Here is a 17746-nt window from a genome sequence, read left to right on the forward strand (position 1 = left end):
GCCCAACAGGGGTAACAGGTCCAACAGGGGTAACAGGCCCAACAGGGGTAACAGGCCCAACAGGAGTGACAGGCCCAACAGGAGTAACAGGCCCAACAGGAGCGACCGGTCCGACAGGAGCAACAGGCCCAACAGGGGTAACAGGTCCAACAGGGGTAACAGGCCCAACAGGAGTAACAGGCCCAACAGGAGTGACGGGTCCAACAGGAGTAACAGGCCCAACAGGAGTGACGGGCCCAACAGGGGTAACAGGTCCAACAGGGGTAACAGGCCCAACAGGGGTAACAGGCCCAACAGGAGTGACGGGCCCAACAGGAGTAACAGGCCCAACAGGAGTAACAGGCCCAACAGGAGCGACCGGTCCAACAGGAGCAACGGGACCAACAGGAGCAACGGGCCCAAGAGGAGCAACAGGTCCAAGAGGAACAACCGGTCCATCAGGAACAACTGGTCCATCAGGCCCAAGAGGAGCAACGGGCCCAAGAGGAGCAACAGGTCCAGAGGCACAAATAACACCAGCTCCAGCTGTACAGACTTTATCTAATACATCAGATGTTACAATTGAAGATATAGCAACAACATTAAATAATTTAATTCAGTCTCTCACAGAAGGTGGCTTTATAGAATAATTTATACAATAAAAAACGATTTTAGATTAACTCTAAAATCGTTTTTTCATTTGAACATAAATTAATTAAACGAAATAGTACATATTTCTTGCAAAGTCTCTTATATTTACTAAATCCTTAATATCAGGATGAGAAAGAGCATCTTCATAATTATTAAGCATAAGCTCAATATGCTCTTTGTCTTTTGAACCATCTGCAAGTTCTTTAATATAACGTTCTTTTGTTTCTTCAGTTAATTTGCCTTTACACATATAACTGCCTATAAATTCGTTTTCGGAGGGAATATTTTCTTTAATGCGTGAAATAATACTGTCAAAATATTCTGCTCCACCATATCCTGCTGTTCCAAATAATGCTATTTTCTTATTCTTTAAATTTTTAAGAAATTCAGCAGTTTCTTCATTGCAAGTACCTTTGTCTGTCCAAAATCCTACAAATACTAAATCAGATTTTTCTGCCTGTTCAGCATTAAATCCTCCAAAATAAACACAGTTTTTTAATGGTAATGTGTTTAATACAGTATTTGCAAGAATTTCTGTATTACCAGTAGGACTTAAAAACATTATTGAATAATTCACTAAAACTCCCCCTTAATAAAATTTTTCACCACATCATTATAACATAAAAATTAAATTAAAAAAACAGAATATGTATAAACATACCCTGTTTTTTTATATTATTTTATAAAATTTTCTATTTCTTCAACAGTTTTTGCCGTTTCAAAGTCTGTTCCTATGGTAATTCTAAGGTGATTATCTATTCTTGGAATATTAAAATATCTTATATAAATATTTTTTGTCTTTAAATATTCCATAATTTCTTTTGCATTATATTTTCCACAATCAACAAAAATAAAGTTTGTATCACTATCATAAACTTTAAAGCCTAATTCTCTTAAAGCCTTTGTTGTGCGTTCTCTTGTAAGTTTGATTTTTTGATTTGTAAGTTCAAAATAATCTTTGTCTTTTATTGAAGCTATGGCAAGTTCAAGAGCAATACTGTCTATTGTGTATGAGTTGTAAGAATTTTTTACAGCTTCAAGAACAGATATAAGTTCAGGGTTTCCAAAAGCTGCTCCAACCCTTATTCCTGCAAGAGAACGAGATTTTGAAAATGTCTGTACTACAACAAGGTTATCATATTTTTTAATAAGTTCAACACATGAATATTCTGAAAAATCAACATAGGCTTCATCTATTATTACAATACAATCTTTATTATGTTCAAGAATATCTTCTATAAATTCACGTTTTTCACCTTTTCCAGTAGGTGCGTTAGGGTTAGGTATTATAACTCCACCATTTTCCTCATAATAATCAGAAGGATTTATTGTAAAATCTTCTGTAACTTTCTTTGTTATATATGGTATTTTATAGAGTGAACACCATACAGGATAGAATGAGTATGTTATATCAGGAAAAAGTATAGGCTTTTTAGAGTTAAAAAATGCCATAAATGATAAAGCTATTACTTCATCAGAGCCATTTCCTACAAATACACAATTTTTATCAATACCATGAAATTCAGCAAGAACTTTTTTAAGCTCTGAAGCTGATGAAGAAGGGTATCTTCTAAGCATATTACTATCAAAATGTTTAAGTGTTTCCACAACTTTTGGTGAAGGTGGATATGGATTTTCATTTGCATTAAGTTTTATTATATCAGGATTTTCAGACTGTTCTCCCGGAACATATGGTTCTATATCTCTTAAATTTTTTTTCCAAAGTTTTTCCAAATTTATCACCCCAAATATTTTTTTGCAAGAGCTTTGAAACTGTCATAGCTTCTTTCTATTGTTTCTGTTGATACACAGTAGGAAAGTCTAAAGTGTCCAGGACAACTGAAAGCAGAACCTGGTGTTGAAAGTATTCTAAACTCTTTTGCACTATTACAGAAAGCCACATCATCTTTTATAAGTGTTTTTGGGAACATATAGAAAGCACCTTCTGGTTTTATACATTCAAAGCCTAAATCTGTAAGCATACTGTATAAAAGCTTTCTGTTTTTATCATAAGTTTCAATATCTGCTTTTTCATCCATACAATATGGAAGAACTCTCTGGAAAAGTGAAGGAGCATTTACAAAGCCCATAATTCTATTAGCAACGTTTAAAGCGTTCATCATTTCTTCAAAACCGTCAAGTTCACTGTTTGCTATTATATAGCCTATTCTTTCTCCAGGAAGTGAAAGAGACTTACTGAATGAATATGCAACAAATGTATTTTTATAGTATTTTGATACAAAAGGAACCTCTATATTATCATATACAAGTCTTCTGTAAGGTTCATCAGATATAAGATATATAGGATGACCTATTTTATTTTCAGCCTCCACAAGAATTTCAGAAAGTTTTTTTAATGTATCTTCTGAATATACAACACCTGAAGGATTGTTAGGAGTATTTATTATAACAGCTTTTGTTTTATCTGTTATTTTTGACTTAAATGCTTCTGTATTAAGCTGGAAAGTTTCTGTATCAGCTTCAACAATAACAAGTTTTCCGTCATAGCTCTTAACATAAGCGTTATATTCTCCAAAAAATGGAGCAAAAACAATAACTTCATCATCAGGATTAAGTATTGATTTGAAAATAATATTTAATGCACCAGCTGCACCGCAAGTCATCACAATATTTTCAACATCAAATTTTGTGCCAAATTCTCTGTTTGTAGAATCAGCAATATATTTTCTTACATCTTCATAACCAGAGTTATTTGTGTATCCATGGACAAAGTTAGGAGACTCATTGTTAAGTATTTTTATAATTGCCTCTTTAACAGATTTTGGAGGTTCAACACTTGGATTTCCAAGGCTGAAATCGTATACATTTTCTTTGCCATATAAGGCAGCCATTTTTTTGCCTTCTTCAAACATAGCTCTTATAACAGAACTGTTTGCTGTGAAGGCTTTCATTCTTTCTGAAATCATTTTCTGTTACCTTCTTTCTCATTTGTTATATTTTTAAATTCTTTTCTATAAACTTTAATTATGCCATGTTTTGTCATTTTTGCAAATGTTATTGCACGTCTTCCTTTTCGTATAATTTTATTTGGAAGTTTTTTAATGCGATATACAGTTGTTCTTTTTTGAACTTTAGGTATTATTAAAGGTACAGTTTTGTGTTTAGCTTTTTTGTTTTCCAATACAAATGTATAAAGCTCATCTACTTTTAAAGCAAAGTTTTCCACAGAAAGTTCTTCCATTGCTTTTATTGATGCTTCTGAATATGATTTTAATGTATCTTTATTTTTTATAATACTTTCAACCATATCTGGAAGTTCTTCAGGATTTTCAAAGAGAAGACCTGTTTTTCCATGAATTATTATATTTTCAAGACACTCATCTTTTCTTGCTATTACAGGAAGACCTCCAGCCATAGCCTCGGCAAATGTAAGACCTTGTGTTTCTGATGTAGATGCACTTACAAAAATATCTCCCAACTGATAGTATTTTCCTATTTCAGCCCAAGGTTTTGCACCTGTGAATATTATGTTTTCTGTAAGATTAAGACTTTCTGTAAGATTTTCAAGGTCTTTTTTTACAGGCCCATCACCTACTATTACAAGTTTTAGATTAGGTATTCTTTTTAAAAGCTCAGGCATTGCATTTATCAATACATCAATACTTTTTTCTTTTGCTATTCTTCCAAGATAAAGCATTATAGGGTCATCAATATTGAGACCTATTTCTTTTTTTAATTGTATTGTATCTTCTAATTTATAATTTGATTTTTTAAAAAGTTCTGTGTTTATACCTGTTGGAATAATGTCTATTTCTTTTGTTACACCATACTCTATAAGAGAGTCTAAAACTTTTTTTGTAGGAGCTATTACAGCGTCAGCTCTGTTACAGAAAATTTTGCTGAAATCCTTTGCCATAGCAGGAGTTATTAAAGCTCCCTTTGCTACATAGTGAACATAATCTACATACATTGTGTGGTATGTGTGTACTGTTGGAATGTTTAAAGTTCTTGCTAACATTCTTCCAAACATTCCTAATGAAAACTCTGTCTGTGTATGTATTATATCAAGTTTAAGATGTGCTATTTTATTTAATGCCTGTGGTGTATATAAAAGACCTATTCTAAAGCCTTTTACCATAAAACATGGCATACTTGGCATTCTTATTACATCTTTTTCATCTTCTTTTATTCTTGGGTCAAAAGGTGTGAAAATATATACATTATGACCTCTTTTTCTGAGTCCTTCTGCGAGAGTGTGTACTGATGTACCTACACCGTTTATCTGTGGAAAATATGTATCTGTAAATAATCCGATATTCAAAATATACCCTCCTTAACCATAATATATTATAATAAGGAAATTCCAAAACCATACTAGAATTCTAATACAATTATTGTCAATAAGCAATATAAATAAGTTTTGCTCTTTTAAAAATACAGTAGGTTAACAGCTTCCTTTTGTGGTAAAATGTATAATCAAAGAGAAGGGGAGGGTTATACATGGAATACTTTTTGAATGAAAAACAAAAAGAGGCTGTAAGCTATTTTAAAGGCCCTATGCTTGTTTTGGCGGGTCCGGGAAGTGGAAAAACTACTGTTGTTACCCACAGAGTAAAATATTTGATTGAAAATTATTCTGTTATACCTTCAAGTATACTTGTAATAACATTTACAAAAGCGGCAGCTACTGAGATGAAAGAAAGATTTAATGCTATGAATGTTTTGGGAGGAGAGAGAGTTACTTTTTGTACTTTCCACGCTCTTTTTTTCAGAATATTGAGGGTTTATTGCGGATACACTTTGGACAGTATACTAAATGAAGAAGAAAAATGGAATTATTTAAAAAATATGCTCAATGAAAGTGAAATTGAAACTGACGACGAGGAAAGCTATATAAATGATTTTTTAACAGAAACAATGCTTATGAAAAATGAGCTTATGGATATACATAATTATACTGCTTCTAGTATGCCTGATGATGATTTTAAATATATGTATAAAAAATATGAAAATTATAAGGCTAGAAATGAAAAAATTGATTTTGATGATATGATTTATATATGTCATAAAGTTCTTTTGGAAAATAAAGAAGTTCTTGAAATGTGGCAAAATAGATATAAATATATACTTATAGATGAGTTTCAAGATATAAATAAAGGTCAGTATGAGTGTATAAAAATGATTGCCCAGCCTGAAAATAATGTTTTTGCTGTGGGCGATGATGACCAAAGTATATACAGTTTTAGAGGAGCAAGACCGGATTTTATATTGGATTTTCCAAAAAGTTTTAATGGTGCTAAAAAAGTTATTCTTGATATAAATTATCGTTCAACAGACAGCATTATAAAACTTAGTGAGAGAATTATAAAAAATAATAAAAATAGATATGAAAAGGAAATAAAGGGTACAGATAGAAAAGGTAAAATTGCAATACTTTTAAAACCTGAAAATCCAACAGAAGAAGCTGAAATAATATCTGAAAAAATACAGAAACTTAATGAAAAGGGTATACCTCTTGGAGAAATTGCAGTTATATATAGAACAAATATGCAAGGAAGTAATTTTGCAAGATGTTTTGGTGATAAAAATATACCCTATAATCTTAAAGATAGTATATTAAATATATATGAGCATTTTATAGCAAGGGATATAATTTCTTATATGAGGTTTTCAGAGGATATAACGAGAAATTCAGATTTTATAAGAATTATGAATAAACCTAAAAGATATATAAGCCGTGATACAATATCAGAGGCTCAAAAACTTTCTGGACCTTTAATAAAAACTCTTTATCAGATACCTACACTTAAAACTTTTCAAGAAAAAAGAATTGATGAGCTTTTAAGTCATGTTTATCAAATAAGAAAAAGAAAACCTTTTGAGGCTGTAAAATATATAAGAAATATTGTTGCCTATGATGATTATTTACAGGATTATGCAGATTACAGAAAAACAAATATATTGGCTTTAAGAGAGATAGCCGATGAGATAACAGAAGCTGCAAAAGATAAAGAAACTTTTCAAGAGTTTTTTGACTATATAGAGGAGCTTTCAAACAGACTTAAAGATGATAAAAATAAAACGGGAAAAAATATTGAAAATGCTGTTACACTTTCAACAATGCATAGTGCAAAAGGTCTTGAGTTCGATACTGTTTTTATACCTTCTGTGGTTGAGGATATAGTTCCCCATGAAAAAAGTAGTACACCACAGGAAATAGAGGAAGAAAGAAGACTTTTCTATGTTGGTGTTACAAGAGCAAAAAATAGATTGTATATATCGGAAATTGTAGAAAGACATGATAAAAAGATGAAACGTTCAAGATTTATAAAAGAACTTGGCGTAAAATAGCATTTTATTTATTTGAAAAATATAAAATATAAATTTATAATTAAAAATGAGCAAGGTGTTTTAAGTTTCATAAAAGTACTTTTTTAAGAAAAATTAAGATTTATTTAATGTATTGGGTTAGTTTACCTATTGTATAATTATTACATAACTATAAAACCGTTTAGGGGGTATTTTATGAACAGCAAAAAAAGAAAAATGGTATCAGTACTTGCAATAGTACTTGTGCTGGCAATGGTAATAGGAACGATTGCACCTTTTGCTCAAGTAATATTTGGAGCACCTATATCTCAAGAAGTTACGCAGGTTATAGATGGCTCTACCAGTGAGGAAACAGGTGAAGAAACACCTGTTTCTTCTGTTATAGACAACAATGGTTTTGAAGTTTCGGCCAAAATAGGTTTTGACGGTGAATATATTGTAGGTAAAGAAACACCTATAAATATAAATGTAAAAAATAATGGAGAAGACTTTAAAGGTGAATTGGCTATAAAAGTTTATTTCCAAATTAAAAATGAAAGTTATGGAGAAGCCGGAAAATATATATTATATTATCAGGATATTGACATAGCTAAGGGGGCTGTAAAAGAATATACTTTTAATTCAGCCCTTTCAACAGTAAATACATCTATTGAGATAAGTTTAAATGATGAAAAGGAAGATGTTGTTTATAGAAATAATTTTCCTGTAAAGGCTTTAAGTCCTGACACAATAGGAACTGCTGTTTTAACAGATACTCATTCAGGAATGAACTATATACAAGGTCTTGATTTGCATACAGATAATATTTTAGATTATACAACACCGGAAAAAATATTCTTTTTTACAAAAGATAATTTTCCGCAAAGTACAAGTGTACTTGAAAGTTTTAAAAATATAATTATAACTGATTTTGATACTAAATCATTAAATGAAAATCAGATAAACGCAGTCACAGAATGGGTTGAAAATGGTGGCAATATAGTATTTGGAACAGGTCAAAATGAGATGAGAAGTCTTTCTGCCTTTTCTGAAATTTTTGGAATAACTGCAAGTAATCCTTCTGAAAAAACATTTGGTGCATATCCTGAACTTTCTGGAATGTATACTTGTGATATTAAAGGGGAAGGGTTAAATGTTATAGTTGATGATAACGGAATACCACTTTTTTATATTAAAAATCAAGGTGGAGGAAAAGTCATAACAGCCACATTTGATTTGGCATTATATCCTTTTTCAGGATATTTAGGCAGTAACAATATTATAAAAATGGCTTTTGAAAATAGTGGTATTAAATTTCAAAGTGGAAATTTAGATGAAGGCTATTCATACAGTAGCAATAATGATGTTGCAAAATCTGTACCGCTTAAAGATAAAGTAAAATTAAATATTATATTTGCTATTGTTATTGTATACATATTAACAATAGGACCTGTTTTATATGTAATACTTAAAAGAAAAGATAAAAGAGAGTTTGGCTGGGTTCTAATACCTGCTTGTGCTTTCATTGTTACAGTTATTATTTTTGTTTTGGGTAGTACAAGCTATTATAATAAAGGAATATTGGGAGTTGTTTCTTCTGTTGGAATACAAAACGGCTCAAGCTATGGAAAAGCAGATATGAGTATAAACGCAAAATCACCTGATGCAGGAAATGTATCTGTTGAGCTTTCTGAAAATGTCCCTATAAAACCTGACTCTACAAAGTATTATAGATATAGTGATGAAGATGTATGTGTTGCTAAAATAAATGTTGGCGAAAATAGAAAAATATCTTATTTTGACACAGAAAAATGGTCTGATAATACTGTGGAAACAGAAAAAAATGTGAATTTAGGAGGAAATATAAGTTTTGACGCAAAAATTAATGAAGATAAACTTATAATAACTGTCGATAATAAAACTTCACATAATTTTGAAGATGCTATTGTAGTTATGGATACATTAAGTTTTAGATTGGATAATATACCTTCTGGAGAAATCACAACTAAAGAATTTAGTCTTGAAAATGATAGCACAATATCAGATAGACATAATTATAGAAATGGTTTAGACATATATATGGGCATTAATGATGGATATATGGAATTAAGAAATGGAGCTGACTCAGGATTGTATTCTGACAGTGAAGTTTTTGAAATTAATAAAAGAGCTACACTTTTAGAACAAGCTATGAGTGAGTCATATACAAGAAATATAAATGAAAATGTACAGGGTATGAGTATAAGTTTATATATGTTTGATGATGAAAATATATTAAAAACTGGTACACTGATAAATGGTAAATATCCTCAAAATGTTGTAAGTAATATTTACTATATTGACAATGTTATAAAATATTCTGATATGGAAAATTATGATATACCTTTTGGTATAATAAAACCTTATGTTGAGGACGACAAAGTAAAAGGTGATGTTGATTACAGTACAGAAAATAATTATATAAGTGCTTATGGTGATGACGGAAGTATTGCAGAGGTTCCAATGGTATTTGTAATACCTGATGTTTTAACATTAAAATCTTTTGAAATATCATCTTATGGTGATTCTAATGTTAAAGAGGAAATATACAATATAAAAACTCAATCCTATGAACCTTTAAAAACAGGAGAAATAACAGATTTTTCATCATATATAAATGAAAATAATGAAATAAGAATAAAAAATTATTATCCAAGCAATTATATGGAATTTTCAATGCCGGGAATAAGTATAAAAGGAGGCGTAAAATAATGCTTACAATTAAAAATCTTGTTAAAAATTATGGCAAATTTACTGCTGTTAATAATTTAAGCCTCCATGTAAATAAAGGAAGTATATATGGTTTTGTAGGGCCTAATGGAGCGGGCAAAACAACTACAATGAAAATTATAGCAGGTCTTTTGTCTGCCACAAGTGGCTCTGTTGTTATAGATGGCAATGAAGTTATAAAAAATCCAAGACTTTTGAGAGAAAAAATAGGATATATGCCAGACTTCTTTGGTGTTTATGATAATCTCAAAGTTACAGAGTATATGGATTTTTATGCTGGGACATATTACATACCTTACAGAGAAAGAAAGGATATTATAGATAATCTTTTGGAGATTGTTGACCTTTCTGATAAAAAAGATAGCTATGTAGATTCATTGTCAAGAGGTATGAAACAGAGACTTTGTCTTGCGAGAAGTCTTATACATGACCCAGAATTACTTATACTTGATGAACCTGCCAGCGGTCTTGACCCAAGAGCAAGAGTTGAAATGAAAGAAATACTTAAACAACTTAGAGAAATGGGAAAAACAATTATAATAAGCTCTCATATATTGCCGGAGCTTGCAGAGATGTGTACAGAGATAGGCATAATAGATAGAGGACAGCTTTCTGCTGAAGGTTCTGTTGCTGAGATAATGAAAAAACTTACTAAAAAGAGAATTATAAATGTAAAGCCTTTTGAGTATAGTGAAAAACTCTATAAAATACTTTCTGAGAAACCTTTTATATCTGAAATTATAGAAAATACAGATGATATAGAGTTTGCTTTTGATGGTGATGATAAACAGCTTTCTGTATTGCTTAAAGATATAGTTATGGAGGATATACCACTTTTGAGTTTTAAAGAAAAAGAAGGTAATCTTGAAGAAATATTTATGCAGATAACAGGAGGTAATGAAAATGATGCTTAATCCTATTATAAGACGTGAGATAAAAACATCTTTAAGGTCATGGAAAATGTTCTTAGCAATCGCTTTATATACTCTTGTTGTATCAGGTGCTGCTATAATATTTATAAATGCAATAACTTCCGGAGTATATAGCACTATGAATTTGAGAGAATTGTCTATACTTTATGCTGTACTTGGATTTATGCAGTTTGGTATGACAATGATTTTAATTCCAGCTTTGACAGCGGGAAGTATAAGTGGTGAAAGAGAAAGACAAACTCTTGATATACTTCTTGTAACAAAAATGAAACCTTTATCAATAATTTGGGGCAAAATGGTTTCTTCAATAGGTATATTTATACTTATGATGATTTCTACACTTCCTGTGTTTGCCATAACATTTTTCTGGGGAGGACTTTCTTTTGTAAATGTTATTATAATGGAAGTTTATATGATAATTATATCTGCTATGGCTGGTTCAATAGCAATATTCTTTTCAACTTTCTTTAAAAAGACAGTTGCTTCTATGGTTTTAACATATATGGTTTTAGGATTATTTTGTTTTGGAACATTAATAATTTCTTTTATATATATAGCCTATTATAACAGTATATATATGGAATCTCCTTCTATAACTACTATATTTATGATTAATATTGCAAATCCTGGTGTTGGTTTTGCAACATTAATGGATAAACAGTTGGGAACAGATATAGTTATGTCATTCTTTGGATATTGGCAAGATAAAAATAATATCTTAGAATTTTTCTGTAAATATTTTTGGATTATAAATATGTTTGTAAATATAATAATAACATTTTTATTTATGCTCCTTGCTTCTTTAAGGCTTAGAAAGACAAATGAATAAATAGGAGGGCTGTTCTTTGAATGAACTTAAAAAAATATTGAAACCTCTTAAATTAAAAATAATGTTTGAGCTTTATATAAAAAGATTTTTTGTTACAGGCTGTGTTTTTGTAATACTTGGAATAATACTTGAAATTATTTCAAAATTTAAAAGTATTGATTATAAAAATAATATTTATTTTGTTTTTATATTTATGTCTTTTATAGTTCCTATTTTTATTGTAGTCTTTAAAGATAAAGTTGATTATTTTAAAACTGCAAAAAAATGTGACTCTCTTGGATATAATGAAAGATTTGTTACAGCTTATGAAATACTTTCAAAAGATAATTATTCAAATAATGTTGAAAAATTAGCTGTTGAAGATGCTTTTTTAAAGGCTAAAAATAAAAATATGGCTAAAGAATATAAAATAACTTTTCCAAAAAGAGTTATAGCTGTTTTTATGGTTGTTTCAGTTTGTGCTTTAGCAGTAGGCTTTGTAAAACCTTATGGCAAAGAGAATTTTGAGCCTTTTATAGAAAGAAATATTGAAAATATAAAAGAGATTGAAAAAGAAGCTGAAAAAAATAAGGATATATCAGATAAAGAGCTTAAAGAACTTAAAAATCAGCTTAAAAGTCTAAAGGCGGAATTAAAACGCTCTGTCACAAAAGAAGATGCAAAAAAAGCTCTCGAAAAAACTGAACAGGAGCTTAAAAAACTTGAAAAAAACAGTTTTGATAAAGATGTTTCAAAAATAGCCGATACACTTTCAAAAAATCAAAATACAAAAAAACTTTCAGAAGCTTTGAAAAATGGTAATTCAAAAGATATGGAAAATGCCCTTAATGAGCTTATGGAAAATTTAGATAATTTAAGTGATGAAGAAATTGAAAAAATGCTTTCAGAACTGGAAAAACTTATGAGTGAACTTACATCACAAGATATAAAGAGTGCTTTAAATTCCATTGTTGATGGTATTTCTAAAGGTTCTATTTCACAGGAACAAATTAAAAATATAGTGTCATCTCTTTCAAATTCAACTAAAAAAAGTAATGCTTTAAGACAGACTATTGATAATATAAATAAAAATATAAGCAGTGCAAAATCACAGCTTGAAGGAGAAGGCGAAAGTCAGGGTGAAGGAGAAGGCCAAGGAAATGGTAGTGGTAATGGCCAAGGAAATGGCATGGGTGAAAATGGTAATGGACAGGGAAGTGGTAGAGGCTCTGGAGCTGGAAACCATGCTGAAATATATACTCGTGATGCAATAAATAAAAGTTCCACAGATGAAAAAGTTGAAGGTGTTGAAAATGAAGGAGGTAATATTAATATTACTGATGAGAATACCATAGGAAACGCAGGTGAAAGTATGCCATATTCTGAGGTTTATAATGAATACAGAAATGAAGCTCTTAATAGTATGGAGAAAAATAATATACCTTATGGTATGCGTGATATGGTTACAGAATATTTTTCCACACTTGAAGAATAAAGGAGGAAAAAATTATGTGTGAAGGAAAAAGCCTATCAGGCTTGGAAATTTTAAAAGGAATAATTGTATTTGTTATAGGATGTTTTTTAAGTCTTGTTGATTTAAAATTCTCCATAACAATGGCTATGAGCATTGTTAAAAATTCTAATATGATATTTTCATTGACAAGTATATTAACATTAATAATTGCTGTTATAGGAATTTTAATAGTTTATAGTATGTTTAAATATTCCTTTGGAATATATGTGCGTTTTTTGCACAGAAATATGTGATATGAAATGAGGAGTGAAATATGAGCTTTTTTAATCCCCTTGGGTTTATAGCCCTTTTGGGAATACCTTTAATTATAGTAATGTATATTCTTAAGGAGAAACATAAAGAGGTCAGAGTTCCCTCCTCTTTTTTGTGGAAAAAAGCTGCTGCAAGTTCTATTGCAAAAAAGCCATGGCAGAAACTTAGAAAAAATATACTTATGTTTATACAGATAATAGTTGTGGCTTTGGTGGCTTTTGCTCTCTCAGAGCCTTATATAAAAGGAGGAAAGGAAGCCTCCCACTACATAATTGTTATGGATACATCAGCAAGTATGAGTGCCACTGATGTTTCTCCAACTCGTTTTGAATATAGCAAAAAAGAGATTGAAAAAATAATTGATAATGCTTCGCCAGATACATATTTTACTGTTGTATCTGCCGGTAAATACCCTCACACTGTTATTGAACATAGTCAGGGTAAAGACAATGCAAAAAGAGTTGTGAGTGATGTAAAACAATCTCTTGAAAGTGTTGACATGAAAGCTACTCTTGAAATTATAAAGACTGTAAAATCAAACCATGATGGAAATGTATATGTTTTTACAGATACAGGCTTTGACAGTGGAGATTTAGAAGATATACAAATTGTATCTGTTAAAAATTCTGATGACAATGCAGGAATATCACTTCTTTCCGAAAATAATGGAAATGTTCTTGTAAAGGTCAAAAATTATGGTGATGAAACTGTAAAAAGAAATGTTACTTTGTATAATGGTAACGATATTATAGATGTTTTGGAAACTGATATTGAAGGGAAATCAAATGCCGATTTGTATTTTGATATTGATAGTAGTAATATAACTGATTTAAAGGCTGTTTTAAGTCCTGAGGATAATTTTAAATATGATGATGAGTATTACTATACTATAAATAAAAATACATCAAAAAAAGCCTTGCTTTTCTCTGATGATAATATTTTTATAGAAAAAGTATTGTCTGTAATACCAGGGATTGAAATATATAAAGGTGAAAAAGATTTTATAAATAATGCAGAAGGATATTCGCTTTATATATATGATGGAGTTTTACCTGAAAATATGCCTAAAGATGGTCATGTTATGGTATTTTCACCTCCAAAAGAAAATAATATATTAAATGTTTTGGGAGAAACAGAGCTTTCAGAAAATGTGACAGAGGTTAGCTGTGATATTACAAAAAATATACAAAATATGAATGCTGCCATACTTAAAGCTAAAAATATTGAAGTTCCTTCATGGGGACAAGTATTTTTAAAAAGTGGTGATACGCCTGTTGCTTTTTATGGAGATAATAAAGGACAGAAAACTGTTGTTTTTTCATTTGATGTTAGAAATACAGATATACCTCTTAAAATGGAATTTCCTATTATTATGTATAACTGTATAAATTATTTTTTCCCAGAAAGAAATACAGATATTTTAAATATATTTACTGGTGATGATGTAAATATAAATCTTCTTCCTGATACAAAGGAGGCTTATATTTTAAAACCTTCTGGTGATAAAGTTAATATTGCACCACCTTTCCCAGCTGATGTTTTTACATCAACTGATGAGAAAGGCATATATACACTTTGTGAAAATAATAGTTCAGGTATTACAGAAGAAAGTGTATTTGCAGTTAATACTGTAAGAGATTTTGATAATATTGCAGAATATGAAAATAATGGGGAAGAAACTGCTGTTAAAAAAGTGTCTTCCACAGATAAAAGCCTTGGAGGAATACTTATAATAATAGTTCTTTTGGCTTTAATTGTTGAATGGTGGGTGAATTGTCATGAGAGTTAGTTTTGACAATGCTTTTTGGCTTTTGTTGATACCTATATTTATTGGTGTAATAATTTTTACAGCTTTTAAAATGAAAGGGTACAGCAAAATAAAAAGAAACTTTTTTACAGTAATAAGAAGCATTGTTTGTATACTTTTAATATTAGCTCTTTCAGGTATTAGATTTTCAAAGGTTACAGATACTGTAACTACAATATTTGCTGTTGACTTGTCTGCAAGTAGTAGAGAAGCTGCTGAAAAATCAAAAGATTTTTTTGACCAGTCAAAAAAATATACAGATGATAACATGCGTTATGGTGCTGTTGTTTTTGGTTCAAATGCTGTTGTTGAAAAGAAACCTGATGAAAATATATTTGATTGGAGTTTTAAGGGATATGTATCTGATAGCTCAACAAATATAGAGGAAGGATTAAAACTTTCATCAACTCTTTTTGATGACAATACAGCTAAAAGAATTGTGCTTGTCAGTGACGGTGTTGAAAATACAGGTGATGTTGTCAAAGAAGCTGGAATATTGAAATCAAAAAATATTACTGTTGATGCCTATATACCAAAAGTGAATATGGGTGATGAAGTTCAGATAACATCACTAAATGTGGATAGATATATAAATAGAAATGTAAGCTATCAGGTAGGAGTTACTATTGACAGTACAATTAATACAAATAGTGTCTTAAAATTATATAAAGATAATAATCTTGTGTATAATGAAAATATAGTTATAAATAAAGGTACAAATAATATTGCTGTAAATGATATTTCAACAGAAGGTGGATTTGTTATTTATAGAGCTGTTATAGAGCCGGAAATAGATACATATAGCGAAAATAATCAGATTTATGAAAGTTGTTATATTGAAGATGTTCCTTCTGTTCTTGTTATAGATGAAAATGATAGTGGTAGAGAGATTAAAAAAATACTTGAAGCATCAAAATTAAATGTTGTTTCAAGTGACGGAAAATCTGCACCATCAACAATAGAACAGCTTGAAAAATATGACGCTGTTGTCATATCAGATGTAAATATAGACAATCTTTCACAGGAGTTTTTACAGTCCCTTGATTTGTATGTAAAAAATATGGGTGGTGGTCTTTTAGTGACTTCCGGTGAAAATTCATTGGCTTTAGGTGGATATTTTGGAACGCAGCTTGAGACAATGTTGCCTGTTGATATGCAGCTTAAAACTGAAGGTGAAAATCCTGATATTGGAATGGTTTTTGTTATTGACCATTCAGGAAGTATGAGCGATGCCAATTATGGTATATCAAGAATGGAAATGGCAAAAGAAGCTGTAATAAGAAGTATTGACACTTTGAGAGCTGAAGACACCGTTGGAGTATTAAGCTTTGACGATTTTCCAGAGTGGGTTTGGGAGCCTACTGTTTTAGGTGAAAATGGAACAGCTATAAAAAATGAAGTTGCAAAAATGCAGCCTGACGGAGGTACAAGTATACTTCCTGCATTGAATGAAGCTTATGAAAAACTTAGTGTTACTAATGCAAAAATAAAGCACATAATACTTTTAACAGACGGTCAGGCAGAGACAACAGGTTATGATAGTGTTATAAAGAGTATGAATAATGAAGGTATAACATTATCAACAGTAGCTGTTGGAAGTGGTGCTGATACAAAACTTTTAAAAAGTCTTGCTGAAAAAAGTAATGGACGATACTATTTTACAAATGAGTTTACAGACCTTCCAAAAATATTTGCCAATGAGACTTTTTTGGCTGGAAAAGACTATATAAATAACAGAAATTTTTATCCTTCTGCTGGAAGTTATTCTGAAATAACGGAAAATATTTCAGAAGTTCCACAGGTTGGAGGATATATAAGTAGTACCCTTAAATCGGGAGCAGATATGGTTCTTGAGACAGACAAGGAAGAACCACTTTTGGCAACATGGCAGTATGGAATAGGAAGAAGTGCCGTTTGGACAAGTGATGTAAACGGAAAATGGACATCAGACTGGCTTTCTAGTGATACAGGAAATACAATTTTAAGAAATACTGTATCATGGATAATGAAAAAACAAATTTCTGATGAAGTGAAAGCTACTGCTGAAATAAATGGTTCTGAAAGTATAATAACTCTTGAAATTCCTAAAAATAATAATATAAATAATATAAGTGGTAAAATAGTGTCTTTTGACAATAAAGAATATGATGTTAATTTTGAAGCTGTATTGGCAGGAGTTTTTACAGGAAAAATTCCTGAAACTACTGAAGGTGCTTATGTTATGAATATTCAAGTTACAGATAAAGAGGGAAAAACAGAAAATATAAATACTGCTTTTAATATACACTATCCTCTTGAGTATGACATAACGAGAGTATCGCAAGGAGATAATATTATAAATAAAATTGTTGAAACAACAGGAGGAAAAATTATATCATCACCTTCTGATGTTTATTCTGCTAATGAAAGTGTTGTTTATGATACTGTTAAAATTGATAAAATTCTCATTGTATTAGCTTTGATTGTATTTTTATTTGATGTTTTTGCAAGAAGATTTTATTTTGTTTCAGATAAAGTTGAAAAAATAATTGTAGGTATTTTTAACGGTAGAAAAGAAGTAAAGGTTTCTGAAAATAAAAATGTTAAAACAAAAGTAGTTAAACAGGAAATTACTAAAGAAACTGAAAATACAGTCAAAAGTAGTCAAACAAATTCAACAGCAGCAAAACTTCTTAAAAATAAGAAAAAAAGAGAAAAATAATTTTTTAATTTTTAAATGCTTGAAATCCTTGTATTTCAAGCAT

At 30.3% G+C, this 17746-nt stretch carries 13 protein-coding genes; 9 read left to right on the plus strand and 4 right to left on the minus strand.

Translation table 11 applies throughout. From position 1 onward, the window contains the following. Positions 1–629: hypothetical protein (locus B5E58_RS01805; RefSeq protein ID WP_206608535.1), on the plus strand; the 629-nt coding region annotated here is incomplete at its 5' end. Positions 630–694: 65 nt separating this feature from the next. On the opposite strand, the gene bilS is transcribed toward B5E58_RS01805, so the two are convergent. The 4 genes from bilS to B5E58_RS01825 all read right to left on the minus strand — a co-directional run bounded on the left by bilS (position 695) and on the right by B5E58_RS01825 (position 4912). Further along, entirely contained in the window at positions 695–1207 is a 513-nt protein-coding gene (gene bilS / locus B5E58_RS01810) for a flavodoxin family protein BilS (protein ID WP_088107983.1), read from the minus strand. A gap of 98 nt (positions 1208–1305) precedes the next feature. Continuing rightward, a complete protein-coding gene (gene hisC / locus B5E58_RS01815) occupies positions 1306–2373 on the minus strand; it encodes a histidinol-phosphate transaminase (RefSeq protein WP_334293182.1) in 1068 nt (355 codons plus the stop codon). Further along, positions 2370–3557 (minus strand): pyridoxal phosphate-dependent aminotransferase, encoded by a 1188-nt coding sequence (locus tag B5E58_RS01820; protein WP_088107985.1) that lies wholly within the window; start codon positions 3555–3557, stop codon positions 2370–2372. The genes hisC and B5E58_RS01820 overlap by 4 nt, the downstream gene beginning before the upstream one ends. Beyond that, the gene (locus tag B5E58_RS01825; protein ID WP_088107986.1) at positions 3554–4912 is read right to left on the minus strand and encodes a glycosyltransferase family 4 protein; all 1359 of its coding nucleotides are present in this window, start codon (positions 4910–4912) and stop codon (positions 3554–3556) included. Before B5E58_RS01825 ends, B5E58_RS01820 begins: the two co-directional genes overlap by 4 nt. Before the next feature lie 179 nt (positions 4913–5091). On the opposite strand from B5E58_RS01825, the gene B5E58_RS01830 reads away from it, so the two are divergent. The 8 genes from B5E58_RS01830 (at position 5092) to B5E58_RS01865 (ending at position 17703) form a co-directional block, all read left to right on the plus strand. Next, positions 5092–6942 (plus strand): ATP-dependent helicase, encoded by a 1851-nt coding sequence (locus B5E58_RS01830; protein ID WP_088107987.1) that lies wholly within the window; start codon positions 5092–5094, stop codon positions 6940–6942. 174 nt (positions 6943–7116) lie between these two features. Then, positions 7117–9651, plus strand: coding sequence for a hypothetical protein (locus tag B5E58_RS01835; protein ID WP_088107988.1), 2535 nt, complete (start codon positions 7117–7119; stop codon positions 9649–9651). Then, a complete protein-coding gene (locus B5E58_RS01840) occupies positions 9651–10583 on the plus strand; it encodes an ABC transporter ATP-binding protein (protein ID WP_088107989.1) in 933 nt (310 codons plus the stop codon). Before B5E58_RS01835 ends, B5E58_RS01840 begins: the two co-directional genes overlap by 1 nt. Beyond that, on the plus strand, positions 10573–11430 hold the full coding sequence (locus B5E58_RS01845; RefSeq protein ID WP_088107990.1) for an ABC transporter permease: 858 nt from the start codon (positions 10573–10575) through the stop codon (positions 11428–11430). Before B5E58_RS01840 ends, B5E58_RS01845 begins: the two co-directional genes overlap by 11 nt. A gap of 16 nt (positions 11431–11446) precedes the next feature. Next, positions 11447–12904, plus strand: a complete 1458-nt coding sequence (locus B5E58_RS01850; RefSeq protein ID WP_088107991.1) for a hypothetical protein — start codon at positions 11447–11449, stop codon at positions 12902–12904. 14 nt (positions 12905–12918) lie between these two features. Next, complete coding sequence (locus tag B5E58_RS01855) at positions 12919–13176, plus strand: hypothetical protein (RefSeq protein WP_088107992.1); 258 nt, start codon at positions 12919–12921, stop codon at positions 13174–13176. A 20-nt stretch (positions 13177–13196) separates the two neighbouring features. Next, positions 13197–14984, plus strand: coding sequence for a vWA domain-containing protein (locus B5E58_RS01860; protein WP_088107993.1), 1788 nt, complete (start codon positions 13197–13199; stop codon positions 14982–14984). Then, complete coding sequence (locus B5E58_RS01865; protein ID WP_088107994.1) at positions 14974–17703, plus strand: VWA domain-containing protein; 2730 nt, start codon at positions 14974–14976, stop codon at positions 17701–17703. The genes B5E58_RS01860 and B5E58_RS01865 overlap by 11 nt, the downstream gene beginning before the upstream one ends. Positions 17704–17746 lie beyond the last annotated feature (43 nt).

This window comes from Tyzzerella sp. An114 (assembly GCF_002161055.1).
GTDB classification, from domain to species: domain Bacteria; phylum Bacillota; class Clostridia; order Lachnospirales; family Anaerotignaceae; genus Fimicola; species Fimicola cottocaccae.